Origin of the sequence: Mucilaginibacter sabulilitoris, assembly GCF_034262375.1 — a bacterium.
In the GTDB taxonomy this organism is placed as follows: Bacteria; Bacteroidota; Bacteroidia; order Sphingobacteriales; family Sphingobacteriaceae; genus Mucilaginibacter; species Mucilaginibacter sabulilitoris.
The window spans coordinates 3,500,963-3,524,298 of record NZ_CP139558.1; the positions used below are offsets into that span (position 1 = coordinate 3,500,963).

Consider the following 23,336-nt stretch of genomic DNA (forward strand, 5'->3'; position numbering starts at 1 on the left):
TTACGGGTAGCCTGGATTTTGGGAATCGACATTAGGCTGGAAACCTATCCGCGATGCATACATACACCCGTCTGTTGCCCCTTGAATGAAATTTATGCCTTATTAAAAGTATTAGTAGTTGAATTATTGTAAATAATTGATTATAAGTAGTTTGCTTGTTTTGTTGACTATGCACGTAAATGCCTGTATCTGCCTGATGCATTTTGATAGCAGTAATAATATGTTTGCTTTAACGGTAGTCTCTAATAGCGCCCTGCATTAGTTGCAAATGATTCGGGGCAGTTTAGGATGATGTTAACCAATTATACTAATAGCGCTTTTTAGAGGTAGCGGTGTGTTTTTCTTATTCAGCTAAATTCAGGATTGTCCGGTGTGCATGCTGCCAGGATAATGGTTGCCGGTTGGGTAAATCATGACAATAAAGCCCCAAAAAGTTAGCGCCATTAGTCAAGAAACCAATTTGACAATTAATAATCAATTATGAAATTATTTTTACTTCAATGGAAGTATAGGCATAAAGCATTAAGACTTTGTGTTATACCTGCACTTGTAAGCTGTATCGCTTTTAATGGTAAAGCGGCTCCGGCACTAACACACCCCGTCATAAAAAACGGAACATTTCACCGTGTTCCCGATAATGTCATCACAGGTACAGTTATCAGTAAAGGGCGGCCTTTGCCGGGTGTAACCGTTTCTGTTAAAGGCGTAAAGGGCGGAACCATTACCGATGCTGACGGACACTTTATCATTAAAGCCGGAGATAACGCTATTCTGATATTCAGTATGGTTGGTTTTGTAAAACAGGAAGTTACTGTTGGCACAAAAACCAGTATAACCGTTGACCTTGTTGATGATTCAACATCGCTAAACGAAGTTGTTGTTGTGGGTTACGGAACCCAAACCAGAAAAGACCTGACATCATCAGTGGCTTCTATCAAAGGAGAAGACATTGCAAAGGTTCCGGTAACAAACCTTGACGCGGCTATGCAGGGAAAAGTTGCAGGGGTGCAGGTGGTTCAAAATTCAGGCGCACCAGGCGACGAAACCTATATCCGCATCCGTGGTAACGGTTCTTTATTTGGAGAGAATAGGCCTTTGTATGTGATTGATGGCGTTCCGATGAATAATATTCCTGCCGGTGTATCCCCAATTGGAGGCGACGGGCAACGGATAACGGCGACCAATGACATTAACCCGAATGACGTGGAGTCTATTGAGGTATTGAAAGATGCGGCAGCAACAGCCATCTATGGATCACGTGCTGCGGCCGGCGTAATCCTGATTACCACCAGGAAAGGAAAAGCTGGAAGGGCCCGCTTTAACTTTAATGCTTATACTGGTATTGCAAGTGTTACACCAAGGCTCTCCCTGCTTAACGCAGACCAATATGTAGACCTTATAAGCGAAGAACGAGTTAATGCCGGGTTACTGGTGGATACGGCTATTAAAAAAACAGGCGTAAATACCAATTGGCAGGATGCAATTTTTAGGAATGCGCCTATTTCAGAATACAATTTATCTGTTTCGGGGGGCGATAAAAACATCACTCATTATTTATCGTTCGGCTATCTTGATCAAACTGGTACGGTTGTGGGCCAGCAGCATTTTAAACGTTTTAACGGACGGGTAAACCTAGAATATAAAGCCACCGAAAATCTGAAAATAGGGATTAGCGTGAACGGTATGCACTCATTGAACAATCGTATCGACAATAGCTTTTCCGGTCAGTCGGTACTTGCTAATGCGTTGATATATAATCCTAATTATCCTATTTATAATGCCGACGGAAGCTATTATTACGATGTTAACCGCCGGGCTACCAATCCGGTGATGCTGGCCAATAACCTTCGTTTTGTATCTATTGTTGATCGGTATGTGGGAAATGTTTTTGGAGAGTATACCATTTTACCAAATCTGAAGTTCCGCACAAGTTTCGGTATGGATAATCAGGGTATCCAGGATGATCGCTATCAATCTTCCGAAATTAACAACCGTAGCGCAGCTACCGGTGCAGCTGATTTTTTTACCCAGATGCTATGGCTGAATGAAAACACCCTGACTTATACGGCTAATTTACCCAAAGGGCACTCGCTTTCAGGAGTAATCGGTGAAAGTACCCAGGTTACCAGTATCCGCCGTATCGGCGCAGCCGGAAACACCGGCGCTACGGATTTGATCCCTGCAATAACAGGCTTTACCAACCGTACCGAAGCAAGCGATTACCGGTCGAAATCGGGGTTGCTTTCTTATTTCGGTCGTGTTAATTATAATTATCAGGACCGGTACCTTGTACAGGTAGCCGCACGTATTGACGGCTCTTCGCGTTTTGGTACAAATCAGAAATATGGGTTTTTTCCTACAATTTCCGGCGGCTGGCGTATCAGTAACGAGTCGTTCATGAAAAATCAACACTTCGTTGATGATCTGAAGCTGCGTGCAAGCATAGGTGTTTCGGGTAGTCAGGAAGGTTTGGGGAACGATTTCCCCTCACTGGCAACCTACGCTACAGCGGTAAACTATGGCACCGAGCCAGGTATTGCAGCCTCAACGCTTTCAAATAAAGACCTTAGCTGGGAGGCGACGACCCAAACGAATATTGGAATTGATCTGTCACTTTTCAACAGCCGTGTTAATATCACTGTTGACGCATACCTTAAACAAACTAACCGGTTGATCTTTAAACTTGATCTGCCTTACACTTCAGGTTTTGCCAGAACTAATGGTGCAAACATAGGCAAGCTGCAGAATAAGGGCCTGGATATCAACGTAAGTACCGATAATATCAGGGGTAAATTTGGCTGGAGCACAAACTACAATATGTCTTTTAACCGGAACAAAATTACCGATCTTCCTCAATTGGTTGTTGGCGATCCCACCAGCTCTGATTTTACCGAAAGTTTACCTGGCCTTTACGGCACAACGTTGCCCACCAGTATTTACCGTGTAAATGAACCGGTTGGGTCGTTTTTTGGTTACAGGAGCTTTGGTGTAGATCCTGCAACAGGCAATATGGTCTACCAGGATACCAATGGCGACGGAAAAATAAACGCTGCAGACCGGGTTATTATCGGTAATGCACTTCCGAAGTTTACGGGCGGCTTTACCAATACGTTCAGTTATAAAGGATTTGACCTTAGCGTTTTTCTTTATTTCTCTTATGGGAACCAGGTCTATAATCAAACCCGCGCCATATTGGAGCGTATGGTAGGTTATAACAACGGAAATACAGCGGTTTTAAACCGCTGGGCTCCTGCCAACACCGTAACCAATGTACCGAAAGCCATTTTTAACGATCCGGTTGTTGCCAATAGTCTTACCAATGGGGAGATGTCCTCGCGCTGGGTGGAGAACGGCTCCTTTATCAGGCTGAAAAATATTACGCTGAACTATAATATTCCTTCTTCCATTTTGAAAAGGCTGCGGATTCAATCGGCGAAAGTATTTCTGAGCGGACAAAACCTTGCGTTATGGACCAAATATTCAGGTTATGACCCGGAAGCCCAAAACCAGTCTGTTAAGAATTCACAACTGGGTATCGACTATGCGGTGCAGCCGCAACCCCGAACCATCAGCGCAGGCATCAATGTTAGTTTTTAATTTAAACATCATGAAAAAGTTTTTAATAACGCTCCTTATACCAGTATTGCTATTTAATTCATGTACCAAGGTACTTGACCAGGTTCCTCAGGATAAAATCACGGAAGAAAATTTTTATAAAACCACCGGCGACGCAGAAGCCGCTGTCACAGGGATTTACGATGCTGCCCAGGCGTTGTCTACACAATACCCGGTGGCCTTTGATGCAGCATCCGATCTGGCCAATGCTTTACTCATTAATTACAGCCCCTTTTCCCAGCATGGCATCACGGTTGACAATGCAATAGTTGCCACTTATTGGCAAAATAATTATGTAGGAATTGGCAGATGCAACGACGTGTTGAAAAATGTTCCGAATATTGATGGCAGTTTGTTTGCTGCCGGGCAAAAAGAGCGGATTTTGGGCGAAGCATATTTTATGCGGGCCTATTTTTATTTTAACCTGCTTAAAGCTTATGGCGGCGTGCCCCTTGTAACTGCACCCTACGATTCGTTCAATGCCGACTTTACCATTGCCCGTTCTACAAGCGACCAGGTATTCGGTCAGATCGTTTCCGATCTTAAAATTGCCGAAACTAATCTTCCTTTGAGTTATCCTTCCAATATTGATACACGCGGTAGGGCTACTCAGGGCGGTGCAAAGGCGCTTTTGGCCAAGGTGTATTTAAGCATGAAGGATTACACTAACGCTGCCGCAAAAGCATTAGAAGTAATCAACACCACCACCTACAGCCTAGTTTCCGGGGCTTCTGCATACGCGGCTATGTTCTCTGCTTCATCTAAAAATAGCAGCGAATCTATTTTTGAAATCCAATATGTAAGCTCATCATCTGAAAGTAACGGTCTGTTCAGTTTATATGTACCTACACCTGCTCCAGTGGGTATACAGGGTGGCAGCTACCAGATTGTGCCTACAGATAAAATCATCAACGCCTTTGAAACGGGTGATATCAGGAAAAATGTATCTGTAAGCAATAGCCCGGCCACACCACCGGTACCGTATGTGGGGAAATATTTAAGGCTAACCAATGGTATCGATCCCAATATTATAGCCCTCAGACTTGCCGATATTATTCTTGTGCGTGCAGAAGCTTTGAATAACCTGGGGCAAACTGCAGAGGCTACCGATGCACTTGACATCATCAGGAGGCGTGCATTCGGGTTACCAATAAATACGGCGTCACCTCGGGATTTTCCGAGTGCAAATGACGTAGCTAATAACTACAATCTTACCCAGGCAATTGAAAACGAGCGGATGAAGGAGCTGTGTTTTGAAGGGCAACGTTTTTATGATCTTGTCAGGACTGGCCGTGCTACAGCAGTACTCGGCATTTCAGCCAATCAAATGCTATGGCCTATACCGCTACGGGAGGTTGGCCGTAATCCTAAACTACAACAAAATCCGGGCTATTGAGTGTCGCGAGCAAATCAGAGGTTCGCAGAACCACTGATTGCGAGCTGTATAAAAGATGAGGGACGGCCCCTCGGTATCGGCTTACAGGAGCGGGTACCAAACCGCCGCTAAGCTGCTTTGGTTAAGTGCCTTGGTAGTGAGCGTTAGCGGAAAAGGCATCATTAAAGGTGTCAGGTAAGTGTTAAGAAGGTGAACGCAAGTGAACCACTGATGAGGCATCGAAAGGATTAGACGATGTCAAAACCGGGTAACAGTAGCGACCCAGGGACAAGCAAGGCGGGAACCTGTTTACTGGCTTTGCGGCATCCGGTGTATAAGTGGCACGAGCTTAACACAGGCTTTTGTATGGAACGCGAGAACCTGTCGCCATCATGTTAAGGGAAAACCTCAAGTCGGTGCACCGGCAAGAGGGAAAGTACCGATGGATGGCACGGGGGCGGAACATCCCGTATTAGTAATGAAGTTCCTGTAATGGGAATGGAGCGAAGGGGATGTATTAACAGGCTTTCTATATCCGGCGCAAAACTGAGCGATCAGGAGGTAGCAAAGGATGAAAGCAAAACACGCGGAGTCAAGGACAGACCCCGGTGTATTAGTTAATAAGAGCCGTGTGATGGGAGACTATCAAGCACGGTTCTATGAGGGACTTGGGGTGAAATTCCCCAGGTCTACTCGACAATTTCAATAGTGATATCTATGAAAAAGAAAGTAATTTATACATTGCTGGTTTGTTTTGCAGCACTCGGCACCAATTGCAAAAAACAAATTGTAGCTGGTGACAGTCACGTAAAACCTATATTAGGTGCAGGTAATCAAAAGCTATCTGCCTTAGCGACCGATTATAGTGTAACATGGTTCGGGAACAATTTTCCGGATGTTAATAATCATGTGGGTAATGCTGCCCGGTCAATGTGGGTTTCGCCCGATGGTATAATTTACACAGCATCGGGTTGGGACGAAAAGAGCAGGAACATTGGCATTTACCAAAATGGTGCTACCATCGGTGCAATGGGCGGTACTAAAGATTCGCAGGGGAGCGCCATAGGTGGTGATTCAACCTCTATCTATACCGCCCAGCAGGCGCCAAATGCTGGTTACATTGGTCGCTATGGTCGAAGTACCAAAACGCGCAACCTGCTTTTTAAAGCAAGTAACGGTACCGGCGATGCCATTCGTGGGATTTTGGTAAACGGCAGCGAGATTTTTGTAAGTGATTTTGCCGGGAACAGGATCGGCGTATATAGTAACGCGGGAGTTTTGCTAAGGGAATGGACGGTTACTGAACCGGGAGCTTTGGCAATAGACAGTCAATCCAATTTGTGGGTTGCCCAGATGAGCACCGGCCAGGTAAAGAGTTATAGCACTACAGGTGTTGCCGGTGCTGTAATTGATATGGGAACCAACAGCAGGCCTTCCGCACTTTATTGCGATAATACGGCCGGTTTACTTTATATCGGCGATCAGGGGCCGGATCAAAACATCAAAATCTATTCAAACCTATCGGCAATTCCGCAATTGCAATCGACCTTTGGCGTTACTGGCGGTTATCTGGAATCTACAACCGGCATTCGCGGGCAAACAGGTGATAAAAGGTTTACCAGGGTAGTTGGAATAGGAAAAGACAATACAGGAAAGCTGTATGTGCTCAATAACCCCTGGGGACGCTCATGGGATTTAGGGCGCAATGGAGCTACTGATATTCACTGTTACAGCAGCTCCGGAACCCTGCTATGGGTATTACAGGCCCTGAATTTTGAAGGCAATGCCGGCGCAGACTCAGGAACAGACGGGGCTGATTTCTATAGCGGAAACATGTTTTATACCTATAGTGGTACAGGAGGAGGAAGGTTTAAAGGGAATACGATAGACCCGTTCCGGTATCCGTCCGATCCGCGTATCAATTTAGGCGATCCTTCGAGAGGCTTACATTTCGGGCATTTTGCCAATGTTGGCGGAAAAAGGATACTGATGGCTTGTGGCCAAAATCCCGATACTTTCTACAGCTTTTATTTTAACAGAAACACCGATGGTTATATTGGTATCCCGGGCGTTTCTTTTACCAAGGTGAGAAACGGTTTTGCTTTAGATTCGCTGGGTGGTGTTTGGATTTCGCAGGATAAGACAAATGCCATTCAATATTATGAGCTTACCGGCTTTACCGCCAGCGGAAAGCCAACCTGGGCTTCGCCTGTGAGCACGCCTGTACCGGCAAGTATTGCTCCCCTTAACCGTCTTGCATACTTACCAAATGGCGACCGGATGATACTGGCCGGCGGAAGTTCCGACTGGACACTGATTGGTAACCGGTTAGAAGTTTATAACGGATGGAAGGCCGGTAACCGCATACCAAATACAGTTATAACGCTTACCAGGGGTCAGGCAAAATCAATGACGGCTTCGGGTAATTACGTATTTGTAGGCTATTATGCAGTGCCAAATATCGATATTTTTGATCTTGCTACCGGAACCTTGGTATTGAGCATGACCACCAATAATGATGTTTATGTTGGCAATGATGTTGATTCAATGTATGGCATCAACGCATATAGAAAATCAAACGGGCAATACCTGATAACTAAAGATGACTACAATGCTAATAAAGTGGTACTTTACCAGTGGACACCGGGTCAATAATAACCGCAGCTATAAATGAATACAATTAATTCGATACTATTAAAATGCCTGTTCTTGTTGCTGTTGGGAAGTCCGCTTATTGTGACTGCGCAAATGACTTCTCCTGAGCAATGGGTAAATTACAACCAGATTTTCAATCTCAAAACGGGCTTAAGGCAATATGACTATGATGTGGCCCTCATCCAGTCCAGCACTAATACCAATATACTCTGGCCCGGCGAACAGCCGGGCTATACCATTCAGGTTGTCAACAACCTCAATGCACCTCTTGAGGTTAAAGGTAAATTGGAAATTATTCGGTATGGTACCAAAGGCAGGCCAAATGATGTTTGGTTGCCTGAAATGGTGAAATTTGCTACGGTTTCGTCATCAGCTATACCAGTTTCTATTAAACCTAAAGGCTTTGCCAATATTGAAGTAAAACCACTTATCCCAGCCACGTTTGGAGGATATGCCCTTATTCTTGATCTCGGACAATACGGCAGGCACCTCATTTGCAGTGTGGTACGGACGTTTGCGGCTAATCCAAAAAGACTGCAATACCCTAAACAATCGCTGGATGATATGGATCCGGATTTTCTTCAGCGGCTCGGTGTACAGGCAATAAGGATGGGGATAGACTATTTTCCAACCACGGATGCCGATTATCAGACCAAATTATCGGCCCTTTATGAAAAATTAAAAAAATACAGCGATAGAAATATCACGGTTTTATTGATGTTTGGAGCAGGTACCGCAAAATTACCACTCGACATGCCCCGGTCGTTGTTAAACGACGAGGGCGTGATGCGTAAAACTAAGCAGGACTGGGTATGGGCACCCTCTGCCGATACTGATTTTGCAAAGTTCGTCCATCGGTTCTGCATTGATCAGGGCTGGCCGAAAGGCCCGGTTACGGCAGTTTCTTTGTGGAATGAGCCCTGGGAAGGAAGCTCAATTTCGGGCTGGCAATCTGATATTCCGCGATACCGGGAAATTTATAAAAGCATGGCCGATGCTGTTCTCGATGCCCGCAAAAAAGGGGCAGATGTGCTGGTTGGCGGAGGCGATTCAAATTCGAACGCCTGGGATAAGCTTTTTGCCGATGGTAAAATGACTTTTCTGCCAATCTTTGACTTTTGTTCCATCCATTACCAGGGAATGGAAGCCCCGAGTATTTACCCAGAATGGATCAACCGGAAATCGCCGAGAGGGCATGTTAAAATATGGGATACGGAAAGCTGGGTAGGCAATACGGATGATCGTATCGGGCTTACCGTTGCAACCAATAGATCTACCGGGTATGATCGTTCTATGGGGATTTATGCAGGATACCTTTCAACAGGTGGCAGGGGATCTGAGCATTTTAAACAAAAGGTTATGACGGATGCCGGTCGTATCACTATAAACCGGATCCCTGATGCATGGTCGCCGGCCGTTGGCGTAGGCGCGGTACAACATTTGGTTGGTGAAAGGGATTTTAACCGGCTGCTGTTCAAAAAAGGTCTGCCATGGGTGATGCTGTTTGATGGTTATGATCATAATCCTGACGATGGTACAGCGGTTATATGCGGAGACATTGGCGAGGCCTTCGGTGCCGATCGTTTGCTTTTCAGGAGTGTTAGGGGCCTTAAAGAAATTGAGGATAAAGAACGGATCCGCAAGCAATTAAATGATGAATTGCTTAGCCCGGCACAGAAAGATAGCCTGTCACGTTTGCTAAAAATTGCCCAGCCATTGTCAGGAGGTTCAATGATTATACCTGCTGATAGTCACTTTAGGTTATATGATTTTTACGGAAACATCATTCCCGCTGAAAGTGGAAACATCCGTGTTCCGCTTAATACGCAGGGATATTATTTGCGGTCTGATGGAACTAAGGGTTCGTTCGACAGGCTTATTAAAGCTATGGAGCATGCAAAGATCACGGGATATGAGCCAATTGAAATTATTGCTAAAGATATGACCGCGCGCATTGAACAAAAAGCCATACTAAATCTTCAGCTAACCAATATCCTAAACAGGCCTGTAAACGGGCAATTGTCGGCCTCGCTTTCTGGCTTAGAATTGTCATACAATAAAAACATAAGCATCCGCCCGCATGAAATGATTATTGTGCCATTGCAAATAATTAAAGGCAAAGCCAATGCTACTAATACCTATCCATTAAGTGTCCGTATTGAAACGCCAAAAGATGGTATTGCTGTATTAAATGAAGAGATGCATGTCAATGTAATTTCCCGGATCCCTGTTAAAGTGGATGGCAACCTGGATGAGTGGAAGCCGGCTATACCACAAACCGTAAGCAGTAAGGGGACTGAAAGTACAAGCCTTACCGAAGCTGCCTGGTATCCGTTCAAAAACTTTGATAACAGGGCAGAGGGCTATGCAAACGGTTACTTTGGGTATGATGATAAGAACTTTTACTTTGCCGCTAAAGTTGCCGATAATACGCCGCACCCGGGCACTTACCGTTTTGAAAACAGGCCCGACGATTCATTTTTTTATCCTGACACGGCATATATCATGGATATGGATAAGACCCTTATAGCAAAAGAAGATAGTGTCCCAGCAAAAAGCAATGACAATGGCGATTTGCAAAAGCCCAATGGAACCGGAAGGACCGTGCATTTCCTCTCAAGCAGCGATGTTGCTTATGCATTTGGCATCGACCTGGACCTGCCGGCGCAAAAATACACCCGTGTATCTTTCTACATGCCCAATATCAGGGTGCCTAATGCAACAATTGAGGTTTTTGATGGGCAGACCGGCAATTTCCTTTTGCGCAAAAAAATAGAAAATTTATGGCAGGGTGCTTTTGAATCGCTTGATCTCACAGGTAAGGTAAGAGTTGTTTTTCGCACTTATAACTGGTGGACATCAGTAAAAGTAGCCGGGATTTTCTTCGATAATTCAACAAACGCCGAAGTTCATGATAAAGCCGTTTTTGTAAAGGAAGACCTGGATACCAGGGGAAACTGGAAAGGCTTTTATGGGAAGAATGGATATAATATTATAGGAGTCGAAGCAATGATACCCGGAGGTATAAAACTTAGCATACCTGAAGTGAAGGTTAAGCTCCCGCTTCCCTGGCCGGATGGAGTACGTCATTATACTTATCGTAAAAACCCGGTAACTCCGGATAATTCGGGACTCGGTTATTCATATGATAACGTGATACTTGCTTTCAACGTACTGCCCGCAGGAGCTGATGGCATGCTTGCAAATCCTCCGGGAACAATGCCGAGATATACCGGTTACAAGGATACCGATTATGAATATGCCATGAACAGCGTAGCGCCCGAATATGGCGGTGGCACAGAAATGTGGCGCTTGCTAACCCCGCAACTCAACCGAAAACACTTCTTTCCCCGTCAGCCAAAATCAGCGGGAGAGGGGCCTGTAAGAAATAGCCAATTGGTAATTAAAAGGACAGGGAACACACTTGTTACAGAATGTGCCATTCCCTGGTCGGAAATACCGGATGTTTATAAAGCGCTGCAAAGCGGGAAGAAAATTAAGTTATCCTTCCGGGTTAATGATAATGCCTCACCTGCCGCTACAATGGAATTGGCTAAGGACAGAAGTGTATCTAAAGTAAATGCCAGGGCCTTTCACCCTGATTGGAAAACGCATTGGGCAAACGAAGTAGAGTTTGGTTTTGAAAAGTAAGTATTCAGGGATAAAAAATGCGTAATATCGTTTGAACTACGGGAACTGTCCGCTGAAGATTTCAGCGGACAGTTTTATAAAAATGCATCTATGAAATTTAAGAGATTAATTTTACTTCTTGTTTTGATAACGCCGGCTTACTGTTCTGCTCAAACAACCGGAGTTAAATGGGCAGAGTTTCACGCGCCGCTTCAACAGGGTTTGAATGGGCTATCTAGCGAAAACGGTAATTACCCATATTTGAATTTCGTTACGAATACCAATAATATGATTGTTCGCCTGGTTTATGGGCAAGTTAAAAATACTAAAAGCAAATTGGCGGAAAGCAAATGCAAACTATATGCTTTGGACGATGATGGAAAATGGACTGAATTTGAAGGAACCCGATCAGGAGAGGATTCGGTTTCGTTATTATTTCGGGATATTTCAATTGATAATCCTCAACCCCGTAAAAGCATCGAATACAGGCTGTTTTTGCCGATAGGTCAGGCTCTGTCCGACATTAAGATAGGCACAGACGCACGAAGCCAATTTGAACTACTGCCCCTTCAGCCCGAAAAACAAATTTTTATTTATAAGCAGATAGAGGAAGACAAAGGCATTGAAGCAGGAAATAGCTGGCCGGCCCGGCTGGAAAGAGAGTTGGATCGTCCCATTATTGTTTTTGATGATAAAGCAGATCGGAAAGTATTTTTAGGACAGGCCGCAAAGGCCCCAACAAAAGCGGTTTTTCTGGAGATTTGCGCCTACAGAGGCGCTGGTAAGATAAATGAAATGCTTAAAGATGCCAGGCAAATAGAACAAGCCGGCATTCCTGTATTTATCACTCCTTGTGAACATGAATCATTAAACAAATCAAAGGCAATATTGAACGAAATTGCCAGGCAGATAGCAGGGGGCAAAGGCATCTATATATTAAGCCGCCCCGCGACAGATGACTGGGCTGCCTTCAATGCGCAGGTACGCCTCGTACTTCAGGAATCCGGAGGCGATATTTCGACGATGAGGCCTTTAACCCAGCATCGTGACAGAAATTACGATTGGCGACGAAGGCATGCAGATGAACTTACCTTAAATAAAACAAAGGCACCACACAATATCATATTTGCTAATTCCATCATTCATTACTGGGGTGGGCTGCCGCAATCAACCATCGTAAGGGGAAAGGATTCATGGGATACTTATTTGCAGCCGTTAGCTGTGCAAAATATGGGTTTTGGCTGGGACAGGATTGAGAATGTACTTTGGAGGATTTATCATGATGAATTGGATGGCTTTAAGGCCGATCATATTTTATTGATGATAGGCACTAATAATCTGCAATCAAATACCGACGACGAAATTATTAGGGGCCTTAGGCAGCTTATTACTGCTGCTAAAACAAGGCAGTCTCAAAGCAGGATAATTATTTCGGGAATCCTGTCACGCCGTAATATGGAGACGAGGGTTGCTGCCCTTAACGTCGACATTGAAAAGCTTGCTGCAGAAGTGAATATTAAATACATTAATCCCGGAGCAGTGTTCCTCAATGATGCGGGGAAAATTAAAGAGGAATTGTTTGGTGATGGGCTTCATCCTAATGCCGCCGGTTATCGCCTGCTTGCCCCAATTATTGCAGAAGCTTTCAGTGAACATTGACCTTAGTGTGAGGCTTAAAGCTGATAAGTTTATTTAGATGTTATTCAATTTATCGTTCCACTATATAATACCATTAACAGGACCAAAAGATGACCTGTTAATGGTTAAACTCATCCACGTATATTAAATGATGCTGCTGATCATATACCCTGATAAAATCAAGTTGTCCTGATCCTTTAAACCGGCAAAAAAGCCCCCGGATGTTGCCTATAGGGGTGTTGTAAACCGTTTTGTATTTAAAAACATTGTTTATATAAACCATGCTGGTTTTATTTCGGGTTTCGATGCGTACAACAGTCCATTTTGACAGATCAATTCCCAACGAAGATAAATTGTGGAAGTTTCCCGTTAACTGAGTATCTCCAAACTCGGTATCAGCAAACTGGGTACAGCCGGGTTTAACAAATTTAAAACGTCCGCGCCCGCTTTCGCCTGTAAACTCCAGGCTGGTGTCAAAGCAATCAAACCCACCCATATCCTGGCTGTTGCGTAAACGAAATTCAACTGTCATTTGATCGCCGTCAACATGGAAATTTTTGATGTTACGGTAATCAACCCAGTATTCCTCTTTAGTATTAATATTAAGTCTGCTTATTACTGCAGGTGCAAAATACAAAGATGTTTTATCATTGAATTTGTTTGAATCGATTACTACCCTTGCATTCTGGTCGTTATTGCCTACATAGCAAACCCATCCGTTTGTTTGTACATAAACCGTATTTTTTGCCAATACACGACCATCAACAATCAGCCTCATTTTGTAAAAATTAGGTGTTTTGTATTGGTAGGTAAGTTCGCCTTTGGGGCCGAGCAACAGTTTATATTCACCTCCGCTCCCAAAATCTATAAACGCATTTTTATAATTCAAACCGGATAGGTCATAGCTAATAGCGGCAGTTAGCGGGGCATGCCCAGAAGTGTTTTTTACGTTGAAGGTAATATCGGGTTGATTAAAAAAGAATGTTAATCCCACTATGAGGACGATTAACAGAAGTCCGCCGGCAATCCAAACGCTGCGCTTGCTTTGTTGACCTGCAACCGGACTATCCGGTTTAACTACACTGGCCGGAATTTCAACAGGTTTAGAGTCCTTGTCAAAATTTTCTTTTAAAAAAAGCGCCCAGTCCTTATAACCAAGGTATTGAGCCATAGCATTCTTGGTGGCAATTTGCGGCTCGTAATTATCGTTTACTTTGAAAATACGTTTCAGTGTGCGTACACTGATCGAAATTTTGGTTGCCTCAAAAATTCGGTCATGAAGCATGGAATAATTATAATCAATCCAGTCCCTGCTTGGGCCCGACTGCATTTTATCCTCAATTAACTGAGTACATTTTAGCAAATAATCAGGATTTTTCATTTTAGGTAAACGATCGTGCAAAAAGCATGAGCGGTGGAGTAATTGAGTTTTTAGGTGGCTTTCAAATATGCTAAAATGCAATCTTAATTTATTACAGTTGATGTTATTTTTTTAAGATTTTTTGTGTTGGCGCTTTGTTTTACTAATTGGAAACATCAATCCGGTTAACAATAATACAGGTAAAATAATAAAAAATTACCGCCTGTGCATTATGCTTGACTCTGCCCGAGAATGCATTTAACCTGAAATATACTAATTGATAGTTTCGCTCTCATTGTCTCCCGGTTCGGTGATGGAGGCATTACCAATTGGAACACTTTAGTTAATTATGAAAAACTATTTTCTGATGTTATTTTTCCTTTTTACCGGTACTCACCTGCTCGGGTGGCCTGCCGAATCCGCACAAAGCCGGCAACTCTCAACGTCAAACAATCAAATTAAATAATGATGTTGATGAAGAAAATCATTGCCTTGCTTTTCGTTAGTATTGCTTTTCCCTGCATCGCATTAGCCAAAGACTATCTTGTCACAGATTATGGCGCGATAGGAAACGGCAGTCAATTATCCACAAAGTATATTCAACAAGCTATTAATGTATGCAACGCTAATGGCGGCGGGCGTGTAGTGGTTCCACCGGGAGATTTTTTGACAGGGACGATATATTTAAAGAGTCATGTTGAACTTTATTTGGACAGGGGGGCTAAAATTTCGGGGAGCCGGGATCATGCTGATTACCCCGAATTTGCCGGTGAGCGGGGGCTGATATTCGCTTTAAAAGCAACCGATGTAGGAATTACTGGCAACGGTGAGATCAATGGCAATGGGGACGCCTTTTTTAAAGGGGACAATACGCCAGACAGGCCATTTCTGGTCATGATCAAAAAATGCAGTAAAGTACTGGTTTCCGGCATTAGCCTTAAAAATCCGGCTTTCTGGACATTTCGCCTGCTTTATAACGATCAGGTTAATGTTGAAGGTATCAATATATACGCCCACGTTAATTTTAATAACGACGGATTGGATATCGACAGCAAAAATGTAACGATTAGCAACTGTATCATCGATACTGACGACGATGCCCTGTGTTTTAAAAGCGACAGCAGTTTCATTTGTCAAAATGTGACTGTATCTAATTGTGTGCTTGCCTCCAATTGCAATTTTATTAAAATGGGCACTGCTTCTGTAGGAGGCTTCAAAAATATCAATGTAAGCAATTGCGTTTTGCGGAGGGCTTCCGAATCGCGTTTCCGCTTTTGGGAACGCAGTGTGCCCGGAGTAACGGAACCGGTAACCGGGCTCGCAGGAATTGCACTGGAGATAGTTGATGGCGGGGTGATGGATGGCATTAACATTAACAATATTGTGATGGATGGCGTGCAAACGCCGTTATTTATCAGACTGGGTAGCAGAAGTAATGCGACGGGTGCAGCCAGGAATGTAATGATCAGCAATATAACCGCCAAAAGCGTGAGCAGGATTGCGAGTAGTATTACAGCAATTCCGGGTTTCCGGATAGAGAATATCGTGTTGCGTGATATCAACATTCAAAACCCGGGAGGGGGGAGTAGGAGTGAATACGCAACCAAGGTCCCGGAGCAGGAACATGCTTATCCCGAAAATCGAATGTTCGGCACCAGTTTGCCTGCTTATGGGATATATCTCAGACATGTCGGTAATATCAGCTTTTATAACGTTCAGTTTAGGCTCGATGCCGGCGAGGCCCGGCCGGCTGTGTACATTGAGGATGGGCATGGAATCCGGATTTCTGATCTAAAAGCAACCGCTTCCATACAGCATGCTCCATTGATAGAACTAAATAATGTTTCCGGATTCAGTTTTGAAGGCTGTACACCGGATAAAACAATTCCCCTTCTTTTCCGGATCCGTGGTGCACAATCAAATCATATTAGTATAACCGGGAAGTACGATGACAATATCCATCGCCTTTATGAATTAAAAGATTCGGCGCCGAAAAAAGCACTTATTATCAGATAATATTTATTGATACCTGAATTAGCAAATGAAAATTACCATATCTAAACCTAAAAGCAAAAAAGGCTTTAAAGCTGCTCATGCTTTGAAATTACTATTATTCATGTTTTGTATTGTGGGTATACAAGCCAAAGCCCAGGAATACCAGGCGGGTGCTTTCAAATTCACTATTCCAAAACAGGAAGGTGTGAACGTGGATATAAGTCATGAGCGCTCTGAAGCCGGGGTTTTACTTTTAACTTGTCGCTTTACTACTACCGGAGCATTTAAAAATGAAATTAACATCAAATGGAGCTGCCCGCTCCGGGATGTTACCGGCTTCTGGACCACCAATGGCAATGAAGCTCGATTTATGCACGCAGGCTTTAAAGTGCAAGCTAACCTTGCCAGCCAGGCGCCGGTTTTAGCCATGTATAACGATGCCGGGCAAAACCGGTTAACGATAGCTTTATCTGATGCATTTCATAAAACTACCTTGTCTGCAGGTGTGAATGAAGATAATTCAGTACTTAATTGCAGTGCAGGCATTGAGCTCACTGGCGAAGAGCGGAACAGCAGGTCGTACCAGGTTATCCTGATGCTGAACGACCGGGATGAAAGATATGAGGAAGCATTAAACCAGGTAGGCGCGTGGTGGGCGGCCATGCCCGAGTATCGTCCTGCTTTAATTCCGCTGGCAGCGAAGCAGCCGTTGTATTCAACCTGGTATAGCTATCACCAGAATTTTAATGAGGCTTTATTGCTTAAAGAATGCGCGGAAGCGCATAAGCTGGGCTATACCGGAATTATTGTCGATGACGGCTGGCAAACAGTTAACCATTCGGGAGGCTATGGTTTTACCGGCGACTGGAAGCCGGAGCGACTTGTACATATGGCTGATTTCGTGAAAAAGGTACATGCAACCGGGATGAAGTGCCTGCTTTGGTATTCGGTGCCATTTATGGGCTATCATGCCGAAGCTTACAAACGCTTTGAAAACAAAGTATTATACAAAAGCGACCGTCGATCCGCCGTGATACTTGATCCGAGATATCCTGAGGTACGGAAGTTCATTGTTGATCGATATGTGCAGGCCCTGAAGTCATGGAAGCTTGATGGGTTTAAACTTGATTTTATCGATAGTTTTACTAATCAACCCGGTGATCCGCCTGTTGCTGATAAAGAGGCAGATTATCAATCGGTTTATGCGGGTGTCGATGCGTTGATGTCGGATATAAAGAATGCACTTACCACCATCAAACCGGATGTCCTGATCGAGTTTAGACAATCTTACACAGGCCCGGCGATGCGTAAATATGGCAACATGTTCAGGGCCGGCGACTGTGCAGCTGCAGCGCTTACAAACCGGATCAGGATAACAGACATCAGGTTGCTGGCCGGGGGAACAGCTGTTCATTCTGATATGCTCACATGGAATTACTATGATACGCCGGAGATTGCGGCCCTTCAGTTCCTGAATGTGATCTTCTCCGTTCCTCAACTTTCCGTACGATTAACCGAGATCTCTGCATCGCACCTCAATATGATTCAGTTTTATACCCGTTACTGGCTCAAAAATAAAGACGTGTTAATAAACGGGAAATTCAGGGCTTATGGGCCGGAAATGAATTACCCGATGCTCAGTAGCGGAAAAGGAGGTAAGCTGATAGCTGCAGTTTATAGCGACCAAAGTCAACCGCTTCTTTTAAATAAACCTTTTGTGGATATCATTAACGGGAAAACCACCGACGGAGTATTGATAAAGTTAATGGCAGCTCGAAGCTATAGAGCTGAGATATTTAACTGTGAAGGGAAAAAAATACGGGTTAGCAGATTAAAAGCTGGTACAGCTATACAGAAGTTGCCTATTCCGCCTTCGGGGATAGCTTGCTTACGATAATTTCCTTATAGCGCTTTCCTCACTTTTAGGTACTCTTTGACCATTTCTGTTAGGTCATTAAAAATTTTTAAGACATGTGGTTGGTTGATGTTGGCTGGAGAGTTGATCTCAATGGAAACGCATACTCTTAATTCTTCCGAACTGTTTTCCCATATGAAATCATCAGGTTGAATTAACGCGGTAACTCCATCCATCGATTCCAATTTTTTATAATAGCAGTTAAGAATATCTGATTCCAGGGATGTTAACATGGTATTCATGGGGTGCCGAGTATAACAAATGTAAAGTACAAATTTAAGCGGGGTGATGCGCAGTCTATTTGCGTAGCATAAAAAAACTGAATGTAAAATATTCCGGAAGTCAAGCCCCGACAGAGCTCAAACTCCAAAATGAATGGTTCGAAAAACACCCACTAAGGATCGTTAAAAGTGCTCTAAGTCGTTCAAAACGTACATTTGATCTAATAGTTGATTCGAATTTCGTTCAGTTAGGGACTCGAGTAGCCGTCCAGACCGTTCGCGCCACTGGTATCATCTCCGGCGGCGAAGTACAGTACAATCTGTTCTCCAATTACGAGCACAGCAGAGAACCGACACGGCCACGGCACCATCCGCTTAGCCGCAGACAGCTTTGAACCTAAATGGGTTATGAAACAGGAGTCTCTAAGTAAGCCGACACCACGAACTGGTGGGATATCGTTATCAACTGATGCTCTTAATGAACCGATTCCGGCGCATTTTCATATTTTCTGTACTTGCCCAGCCATTTACCCAGGGATACCAGCAAGGGAAAATAAGTAGCCTGTATAAAACCGGGGATCTCTGTCATGCGAAATTCCGACCGGTACCTTCGCATCAGAAAGGCGATGTCGAACATGCTCGGTTTATAGTTACCCGCATAAACAGCCTTGTGTATTTCAGATAACAAAAAGACAAAACTGTCGACCGGGGTCACCCAGCCGTCGTAATGCAGTGTATCTTCGCCGGCATTCCAGAATTTGTGAGTGACACCGGCTTCCCACAATACGGTTTCACCAGCGGTGATGAACCGCTCGGGTTTACCCGGCTCTTTAATGCCCATCGTACCCGAGATGACCCTCAGATATTCGTCCTGCTTAATATGTACGTGCTCAGGCGGTCCGCCCTTAGGTGGCGTCTTGCCTTCTACAGCGACCACCGGCCGGCCCTGATCGTCGGTGAAATAACGTTGGAAGATGATGTAATCATCCGGTTTATAATGTACTGCCAAAGGCAGCTCTATACGATCCTTTGCGATTTGCATAATTTTTATATTTTTGACACTGTCAAAACTAAATACAAAACTTGACAATGTCAAATAAAATATCAACCCGCGAAACGATCGTCAATAAGGCTTTGGAGATGTATAATGCTTATGGCGTAGAATATGTCGGCGTGCGAGAACTGGCCAAAGAACTGAACACAAAAGGCGGGAATATCACTTATTATTTCCCAACTAAAAATGACCTGTTACAGGAACTGGCTGAGCGACTGACGGCCTCGAACAGCGAAATACTCCAACGGTCCAAAGCTCCTGGCCTGTACGGTTTCATGGAAATGAACAAAGCCCTTTATTTTAACCAGTATCAGTACCGGGCATTTTTCCTCAGCCTGCCTTTATGGCTGCAACAGAATATCGCCTTTGCAAAAAAATACAGGGAGGGGTTGATCACCCGGCGAAAATTATTCACCCAGGAATTGGAAACACTGGTTAACGAAGGTTATTTGCTGTCGCTTTCGGCGAAGGATATGGAGCCCGTATTAGGTGCATTATCCGCCACGGGTCGCCTGTGGATCTGCGAGGCCACCATCGACGGATTGATCGATCAGGAAGAAAAGGCCGTACATACCTACTTGCGCAGAATGGCTGGACTGCTGCAATTGATTGCTACAGAAGAAGGCAAGGCAGACCTTCAGAAATTTTTGAAAACCTTCAAATAGAACTTACCTGTTCCTGTCACCTACTTATAAACCATTGGACCGGATAACCAGGGAGGTGATGAAAGAACAGTCATTCGCGCCTTCGTCGCTGTTTTTCAAGCGCCTCGCCAATGGTGCGATAGCCGGTCCCCGTATCAGGATCGAAAAGATGACGATCATATAAGTGAATCGCGCTCCGGCAAACCAAATCACTGCCCGTTCGTTTCTGAAATAGGAAACAAGCAGGCGTTATCCGCAATATTAAATAACAACATCTGATGATCAGGAAATTAAAATCAGGACAATACCGCATCTATTCCAGGAAAGTAGACCCCGAAACTCATAAACGGAAAAACCTGGGCACCTTCGATTCCAAGGAAGCCGCGCAAAAGCATGAAAAGGAAATACAGTATTTTAAGCAGCATTAATCCGGATTCGGATCAAACGGCAAAGAAGCCAATCACGCTTAGATCCGGCAACTTTAAATGACAGACCGCAAAACCGGTACAGGCATCTGTTTGCCGCTCCAGTACAACTGCCCCCAAATCCAGGGCAGTGCTAACAGCCGAATCCAGATCCTCCACCCGCCAGCTGATCACCGGCTGTGGTGCTTCCGTCAGGTACGCCGGCGGCTGCACCCCCGCATTGCAAAGCTGCAGCACAATGCCCGGCGCAATCTGGTACGCACACGAACCAGGTTCTGTATAGACCTCCGCGCCGCCGAACAGCGAACGCAAAAGCGCCGGCATCGGGTCGCGGGTGCCGGCGCTGTAATGCGTAATAAACAGATGAACTGTTTCCTTAACCATAGCGATCTTAGATCTGCGCCAACCCCCCGTCAACGAACAGTTCGATACCGGTGATATAACTCGAATCCGCCGAAGCCAGGAATAAAGCGGTGGAAGCGATCTCTTCAGATTCACCAAAGCGCCCCATCGGTATCTTGGATGTGAAAATGTCCCTGGTTTCCTGCGGTACCCCATCAAATGTCGCGGTATCGATCGAACCAGGGCTGATCACGTTCACCCGGATCTTGCGCGGTTGTAATTCTAACGTCCAGGTGCGGGCGAAAGAACGGAGGGCCGCTTTGCTGGCGCTGTAAACACCCATACCCGGCAAACCTTTCATACTGGCAATTGAACCTGTCATGATGATAGATGCGCCATCGTTCAGCAAAGGCAGGGCTTTTTGTACGGTGAACAACGTACCTTTGACATTGACATCGAACACGCGGTCATATTCTTCCGGCGAAATAGTTGCAACAGGTTCATTCCAGTGACCGATGCCCGCGCTCGCATATAACACATCAATGCGGCCATGCGCCTGTTTAACGGTCTCGAACAAGCGGTCCAGATCGGCTAAATTGCCGGTATCACCTTGTACTCCGGTCACATTGCTGCCGATATCTGCTACAGCAGCATCCAACTGCTCCTGGCGACGGCCGGTGATATATACATAAGCGCCTTGGGCTACAAATAATTTGGCGGTGGCTAAAGCCATCCCGCTGGTTGCGCCAGTAATTACGGCGACTTTGTTTTCTAATTTACGTGACATGTTTTTTGCTTTTGTTATGAAGCAAAATTGCTACGAAAAGCAGCCTCGGAACGATGAGGTTTGTCAAGAAAACAATTGACAAATGTCAATCAAAACGCATTAGCGCTTATTACGCAGCCGGCTCAGGGTTTCCGGTTTGATGCCCAGGTAAGATGCGATCATCCCTTGCGGCGCGCGCAGCGCAAAGTCAGGATAACGCCGCACAAAATTTTGATATTTTTCTTCCGCCGTACTGCTGATAGCTTCGTGGATGCGGTTCTGCGAAGTAATAAAACTCTTATTCAGGATATCATTGATCATTTTGCTGAATACCGGCAATTTTTCCATCAGCATATCCATGTCCGCTTTGTTCCACAGCAACATTTCCGAATCTTCAATCGCATCGATATTAAACCGGCTCGAGGTCTCCGTCAGCAGGCTTTCGCGGTCGCTGATCCACCATTCCTCTTTGGCAAAACGGGTAATGTGCTCATTGCCTTTATTATCTACCGAATAAGTCCGCATCAGACCTTTCGTGATAAAGCAATGGTATTTGCAGACATCGCCTTCCTGAAGCAGGTACTGGCGCTTGCGTAGTTTTTTCACGCGCGCAACGGATTCCAGTAACGCGAATTCGTCATCGCTCACCGCAGCATGGCGCAGGACATAGGCTTTAAATATTTCAAACACGGCGCTAATTTAGTAAAACCGCAGATTTTTCTTCCATATCTTCTCTTTACCTGCTGATGACCAATGGAATCTTCAATCCGCTAAGTTTGACTGGCATCAACTGAAAGGACATATTATAAATTTCAACCATATTTTGTTTAACCACATCATTCGGTATTTTTGAAGGAATGACGCGCTACGAATTCAACATCCTCACTGACTACCATAAGGCCAATGCAATCTGGCAGGGCGGCTTCCTAGCAGACCGTAGGGAGGACGGCTCACAGGCACAACTATATGCCGTAGACAATTTTTACGTAGCGCTATTTTATGACGCGCGGGAAAACAAACAGATAAACCCCGGCCAGTTTGTTCAAATTCAGAAAATTTTATAGATCATATCGATTCCTTTTCTATTGTAAAAACCTGAATATGATTACCAGCAAAATATATTTTAATCCGTTTCTTAAATGTTTTAAAGCATTTGAAAGCTGGTTTTCTACGGTGCGCCTTGAAATTTGCAGGCGATCCGCAATTTCGGCAATCGACAGGTTTTCCTTACGGCTCATAGTATAAATTTCACGGCAACGTTTGGGGAGGTCATTTAGCAGGTGGTCAACTTCTAAATCCAATTCACTTTTATAAAGGGCGGTTTCTCCAAAATTAACCGCGACATGCGGGTTGCTTAAATCAGCGTTATCTTCGGTATACTCATAGTTTTCCACGTAATTGATCGGAATTGCTTTTAATATTTGTTTTTTTCTGATGCCATGATAGCTGGCTGCTGTAATTACGTAGCTTTTAAATGATTTAATATGCAATTCGTGCCGTTTCTTCCAGATATTCAGGAAAACATCATGAGTAATTTCAAGGCAGGTTTCCTGATCCTTTACATACCTGAAGGCCATAGTATATACTTTTGACCAGTGGCGCTCAAATAATTGATTAAACGCCTTTTCGTCATTGATAATAATAGCTTCTAATAATTCGGAATCTGTTAAATTATTTTTAAGCATACATTGGTTTGCATAA

19 protein-coding genes are annotated in these 23,336 nt (G+C 44.4%); 13 read left to right on the forward strand and 6 right to left on the reverse strand.

What is annotated here, in order from left to right; all coding sequences use genetic code 11:
• Positions 1 to 480: 480 nt before the first annotated feature.
• The 7 genes from SNE25_RS15315 (at position 481) to SNE25_RS15345 (ending at position 12,934) form a co-directional block, all read left to right on the forward strand.
• Positions 481 to 3,597 carry a SusC/RagA family TonB-linked outer membrane protein gene (locus SNE25_RS15315; RefSeq protein ID WP_321565977.1) on the forward strand — a complete coding sequence of 1,039 codons (3,117 nt, stop codon included), beginning with the start codon at positions 481 to 483 and terminating at the stop codon, positions 3,595 to 3,597.
• Between the two features lie 10 nt (positions 3,598 to 3,607).
• Entirely contained in the window at positions 3,608 to 5,011 is a 1,404-nt protein-coding gene (locus SNE25_RS15320) for a RagB/SusD family nutrient uptake outer membrane protein (RefSeq protein ID WP_321565978.1), read from the forward strand.
• Positions 5,012 to 5,066: 55 nt separating this feature from the next.
• Complete coding sequence (locus tag SNE25_RS15325) at positions 5,067 to 5,189, forward strand: hypothetical protein (protein ID WP_321561241.1); 123 nt, start codon at positions 5,067 to 5,069, stop codon at positions 5,187 to 5,189.
• Positions 5,190 to 5,245: 56 nt separating this feature from the next.
• Positions 5,246 to 5,389 (forward strand): hypothetical protein, encoded by a 144-nt coding sequence (locus SNE25_RS15330; protein WP_321562136.1) that lies wholly within the window; start codon positions 5,246 to 5,248, stop codon positions 5,387 to 5,389.
• Between the two features lie 318 nt (positions 5,390 to 5,707).
• Complete coding sequence (locus tag SNE25_RS15335; protein WP_321565979.1) at positions 5,708 to 7,645, forward strand: NHL repeat-containing protein; 1,938 nt, start codon at positions 5,708 to 5,710, stop codon at positions 7,643 to 7,645.
• Positions 7,646 to 7,660: 15 nt separating this feature from the next.
• Entirely contained in the window at positions 7,661 to 11,296 is a 3,636-nt protein-coding gene (locus tag SNE25_RS15340) for a DOMON domain-containing protein (RefSeq protein ID WP_321565980.1), read from the forward strand.
• Positions 11,297 to 11,386: 90 nt separating this feature from the next.
• On the forward strand, positions 11,387 to 12,934 hold the full coding sequence (locus SNE25_RS15345; RefSeq protein ID WP_321565981.1) for a GDSL-type esterase/lipase family protein: 1,548 nt from the start codon (positions 11,387 to 11,389) through the stop codon (positions 12,932 to 12,934).
• Between the two features lie 97 nt (positions 12,935 to 13,031).
• Here SNE25_RS15345 and SNE25_RS15350 read toward each other — a convergent pair whose 3' ends face one another.
• On the reverse strand, positions 13,032 to 14,294 hold the full coding sequence (locus SNE25_RS15350) for a hypothetical protein (RefSeq protein WP_321565982.1): 1,263 nt from the start codon (positions 14,292 to 14,294) through the stop codon (positions 13,032 to 13,034).
• A gap of 453 nt (positions 14,295 to 14,747) precedes the next feature.
• Here SNE25_RS15350 and SNE25_RS15355 point away from each other — a divergent pair, with 453 nt between their 5' ends.
• The 3 genes from SNE25_RS15355 (at position 14,748) to SNE25_RS31885 (ending at position 18,965) form a co-directional block, all read left to right on the forward strand.
• Positions 14,748 to 16,289: a glycoside hydrolase family 28 protein gene (locus SNE25_RS15355; protein WP_321565983.1), complete on the forward strand. Its 1,542-nt coding sequence runs from the start codon at positions 14,748 to 14,750 to the stop codon at positions 16,287 to 16,289.
• 25 nt (positions 16,290 to 16,314) lie between these two features.
• On the forward strand, positions 16,315 to 18,165 hold the full coding sequence (locus SNE25_RS15360; protein WP_321565984.1) for a glycoside hydrolase family 36 protein: 1,851 nt from the start codon (positions 16,315 to 16,317) through the stop codon (positions 18,163 to 18,165).
• Positions 18,166 to 18,734: 569 nt separating this feature from the next.
• Positions 18,735 to 18,965 carry a DUF4113 domain-containing protein gene (locus SNE25_RS31885; RefSeq protein ID WP_407667045.1) on the forward strand — a complete coding sequence of 77 codons (231 nt, stop codon included), beginning with the start codon at positions 18,735 to 18,737 and terminating at the stop codon, positions 18,963 to 18,965.
• On the opposite strand, the gene SNE25_RS15365 is transcribed toward SNE25_RS31885, so the two are convergent.
• Positions 18,880 to 19,494, reverse strand: coding sequence for a cupin domain-containing protein (locus SNE25_RS15365; protein WP_321565985.1), 615 nt, complete (start codon positions 19,492 to 19,494; stop codon positions 18,880 to 18,882). The genes SNE25_RS31885 and SNE25_RS15365 overlap by 86 nt on opposite strands.
• Here SNE25_RS15365 and SNE25_RS15370 point away from each other — a divergent pair.
• The 3 genes from SNE25_RS15370 (at position 19,494) to SNE25_RS15380 (ending at position 20,530) form a co-directional block, all read left to right on the forward strand.
• Entirely contained in the window at positions 19,494 to 20,123 is a 630-nt protein-coding gene (locus tag SNE25_RS15370; protein ID WP_321565986.1) for a TetR/AcrR family transcriptional regulator, read from the forward strand. The genes SNE25_RS15365 and SNE25_RS15370 overlap by 1 nt on opposite strands.
• A gap of 34 nt (positions 20,124 to 20,157) precedes the next feature.
• Positions 20,158 to 20,286, forward strand: a complete 129-nt coding sequence (locus SNE25_RS15375; protein WP_321565987.1) for a hypothetical protein — start codon at positions 20,158 to 20,160, stop codon at positions 20,284 to 20,286.
• A 94-nt stretch (positions 20,287 to 20,380) separates the two neighbouring features.
• Entirely contained in the window at positions 20,381 to 20,530 is a 150-nt protein-coding gene (locus SNE25_RS15380; RefSeq protein WP_321565988.1) for a hypothetical protein, read from the forward strand.
• A gap of 12 nt (positions 20,531 to 20,542) precedes the next feature.
• On the opposite strand, the gene SNE25_RS15385 is transcribed toward SNE25_RS15380, so the two are convergent.
• The 4 genes from SNE25_RS15385 to SNE25_RS15400 all read right to left on the reverse strand — a co-directional run bounded on the left by SNE25_RS15385 (position 20,543) and on the right by SNE25_RS15400 (position 23,320).
• The gene (locus tag SNE25_RS15385) at positions 20,543 to 20,911 is read right to left on the reverse strand and encodes a VOC family protein (RefSeq protein WP_321565989.1); all 369 of its coding nucleotides are present in this window, start codon (positions 20,909 to 20,911) and stop codon (positions 20,543 to 20,545) included.
• Between the two features lie 7 nt (positions 20,912 to 20,918).
• Positions 20,919 to 21,656 (reverse strand): SDR family NAD(P)-dependent oxidoreductase, encoded by a 738-nt coding sequence (locus SNE25_RS15390; RefSeq protein ID WP_321565990.1) that lies wholly within the window; start codon positions 21,654 to 21,656, stop codon positions 20,919 to 20,921.
• Between the two features lie 99 nt (positions 21,657 to 21,755).
• Positions 21,756 to 22,325, reverse strand: coding sequence for a Crp/Fnr family transcriptional regulator (locus tag SNE25_RS15395; protein ID WP_321565991.1), 570 nt, complete (start codon positions 22,323 to 22,325; stop codon positions 21,756 to 21,758).
• 392 nt (positions 22,326 to 22,717) lie between these two features.
• Positions 22,718 to 23,320, reverse strand: a complete 603-nt coding sequence (locus SNE25_RS15400; protein WP_321565992.1) for an RNA polymerase sigma factor — start codon at positions 23,318 to 23,320, stop codon at positions 22,718 to 22,720.
• Positions 23,321 to 23,336: the final 16 nt, after the last annotated feature.

Coding starts and splice junctions, on each gene's coding strand:
- SNE25_RS15380 (WP_321565988.1), top strand. CDS start 20,381: ATGATCAGGAAATTAAAATCAGGACAATACCGCATCTATTCCAGGAAA.
- SNE25_RS15330 (WP_321562136.1), top strand. CDS start 5,246: ATGTCAAAACCGGGTAACAGTAGCGACCCAGGGACAAGCAAGGCGGGA.
- SNE25_RS15335 (WP_321565979.1), top strand. CDS start 5,708: ATGAAAAAGAAAGTAATTTATACATTGCTGGTTTGTTTTGCAGCACTC.
- SNE25_RS15385 (WP_321565989.1), bottom strand. CDS start 20,911: ATGGTTAAGGAAACAGTTCATCTGTTTATTACGCATTACAGCGCCGGC.
- SNE25_RS15400 (WP_321565992.1), bottom strand. CDS start 23,320: ATGCTTAAAAATAATTTAACAGATTCCGAATTATTAGAAGCTATTATT.
- SNE25_RS15350 (WP_321565982.1), bottom strand. CDS start 14,294: ATGAAAAATCCTGATTATTTGCTAAAATGTACTCAGTTAATTGAGGAT.
- SNE25_RS15370 (WP_321565986.1), top strand. CDS start 19,494: ATGTCAAATAAAATATCAACCCGCGAAACGATCGTCAATAAGGCTTTG.
- SNE25_RS15390 (WP_321565990.1), bottom strand. CDS start 21,656: ATGTCACGTAAATTAGAAAACAAAGTCGCCGTAATTACTGGCGCAACC.
- SNE25_RS15315 (WP_321565977.1), top strand. CDS start 481: ATGAAATTATTTTTACTTCAATGGAAGTATAGGCATAAAGCATTAAGA.
- SNE25_RS15325 (WP_321561241.1), top strand. CDS start 5,067: ATGAGGGACGGCCCCTCGGTATCGGCTTACAGGAGCGGGTACCAAACC.
- SNE25_RS15340 (WP_321565980.1), top strand. CDS start 7,661: ATGAATACAATTAATTCGATACTATTAAAATGCCTGTTCTTGTTGCTG.
- SNE25_RS15320 (WP_321565978.1), top strand. CDS start 3,608: ATGAAAAAGTTTTTAATAACGCTCCTTATACCAGTATTGCTATTTAAT.
- SNE25_RS15355 (WP_321565983.1), top strand. CDS start 14,748: ATGAAGAAAATCATTGCCTTGCTTTTCGTTAGTATTGCTTTTCCCTGC.
- SNE25_RS15360 (WP_321565984.1), top strand. CDS start 16,315: ATGAAAATTACCATATCTAAACCTAAAAGCAAAAAAGGCTTTAAAGCT.
- SNE25_RS15345 (WP_321565981.1), top strand. CDS start 11,387: ATGAAATTTAAGAGATTAATTTTACTTCTTGTTTTGATAACGCCGGCT.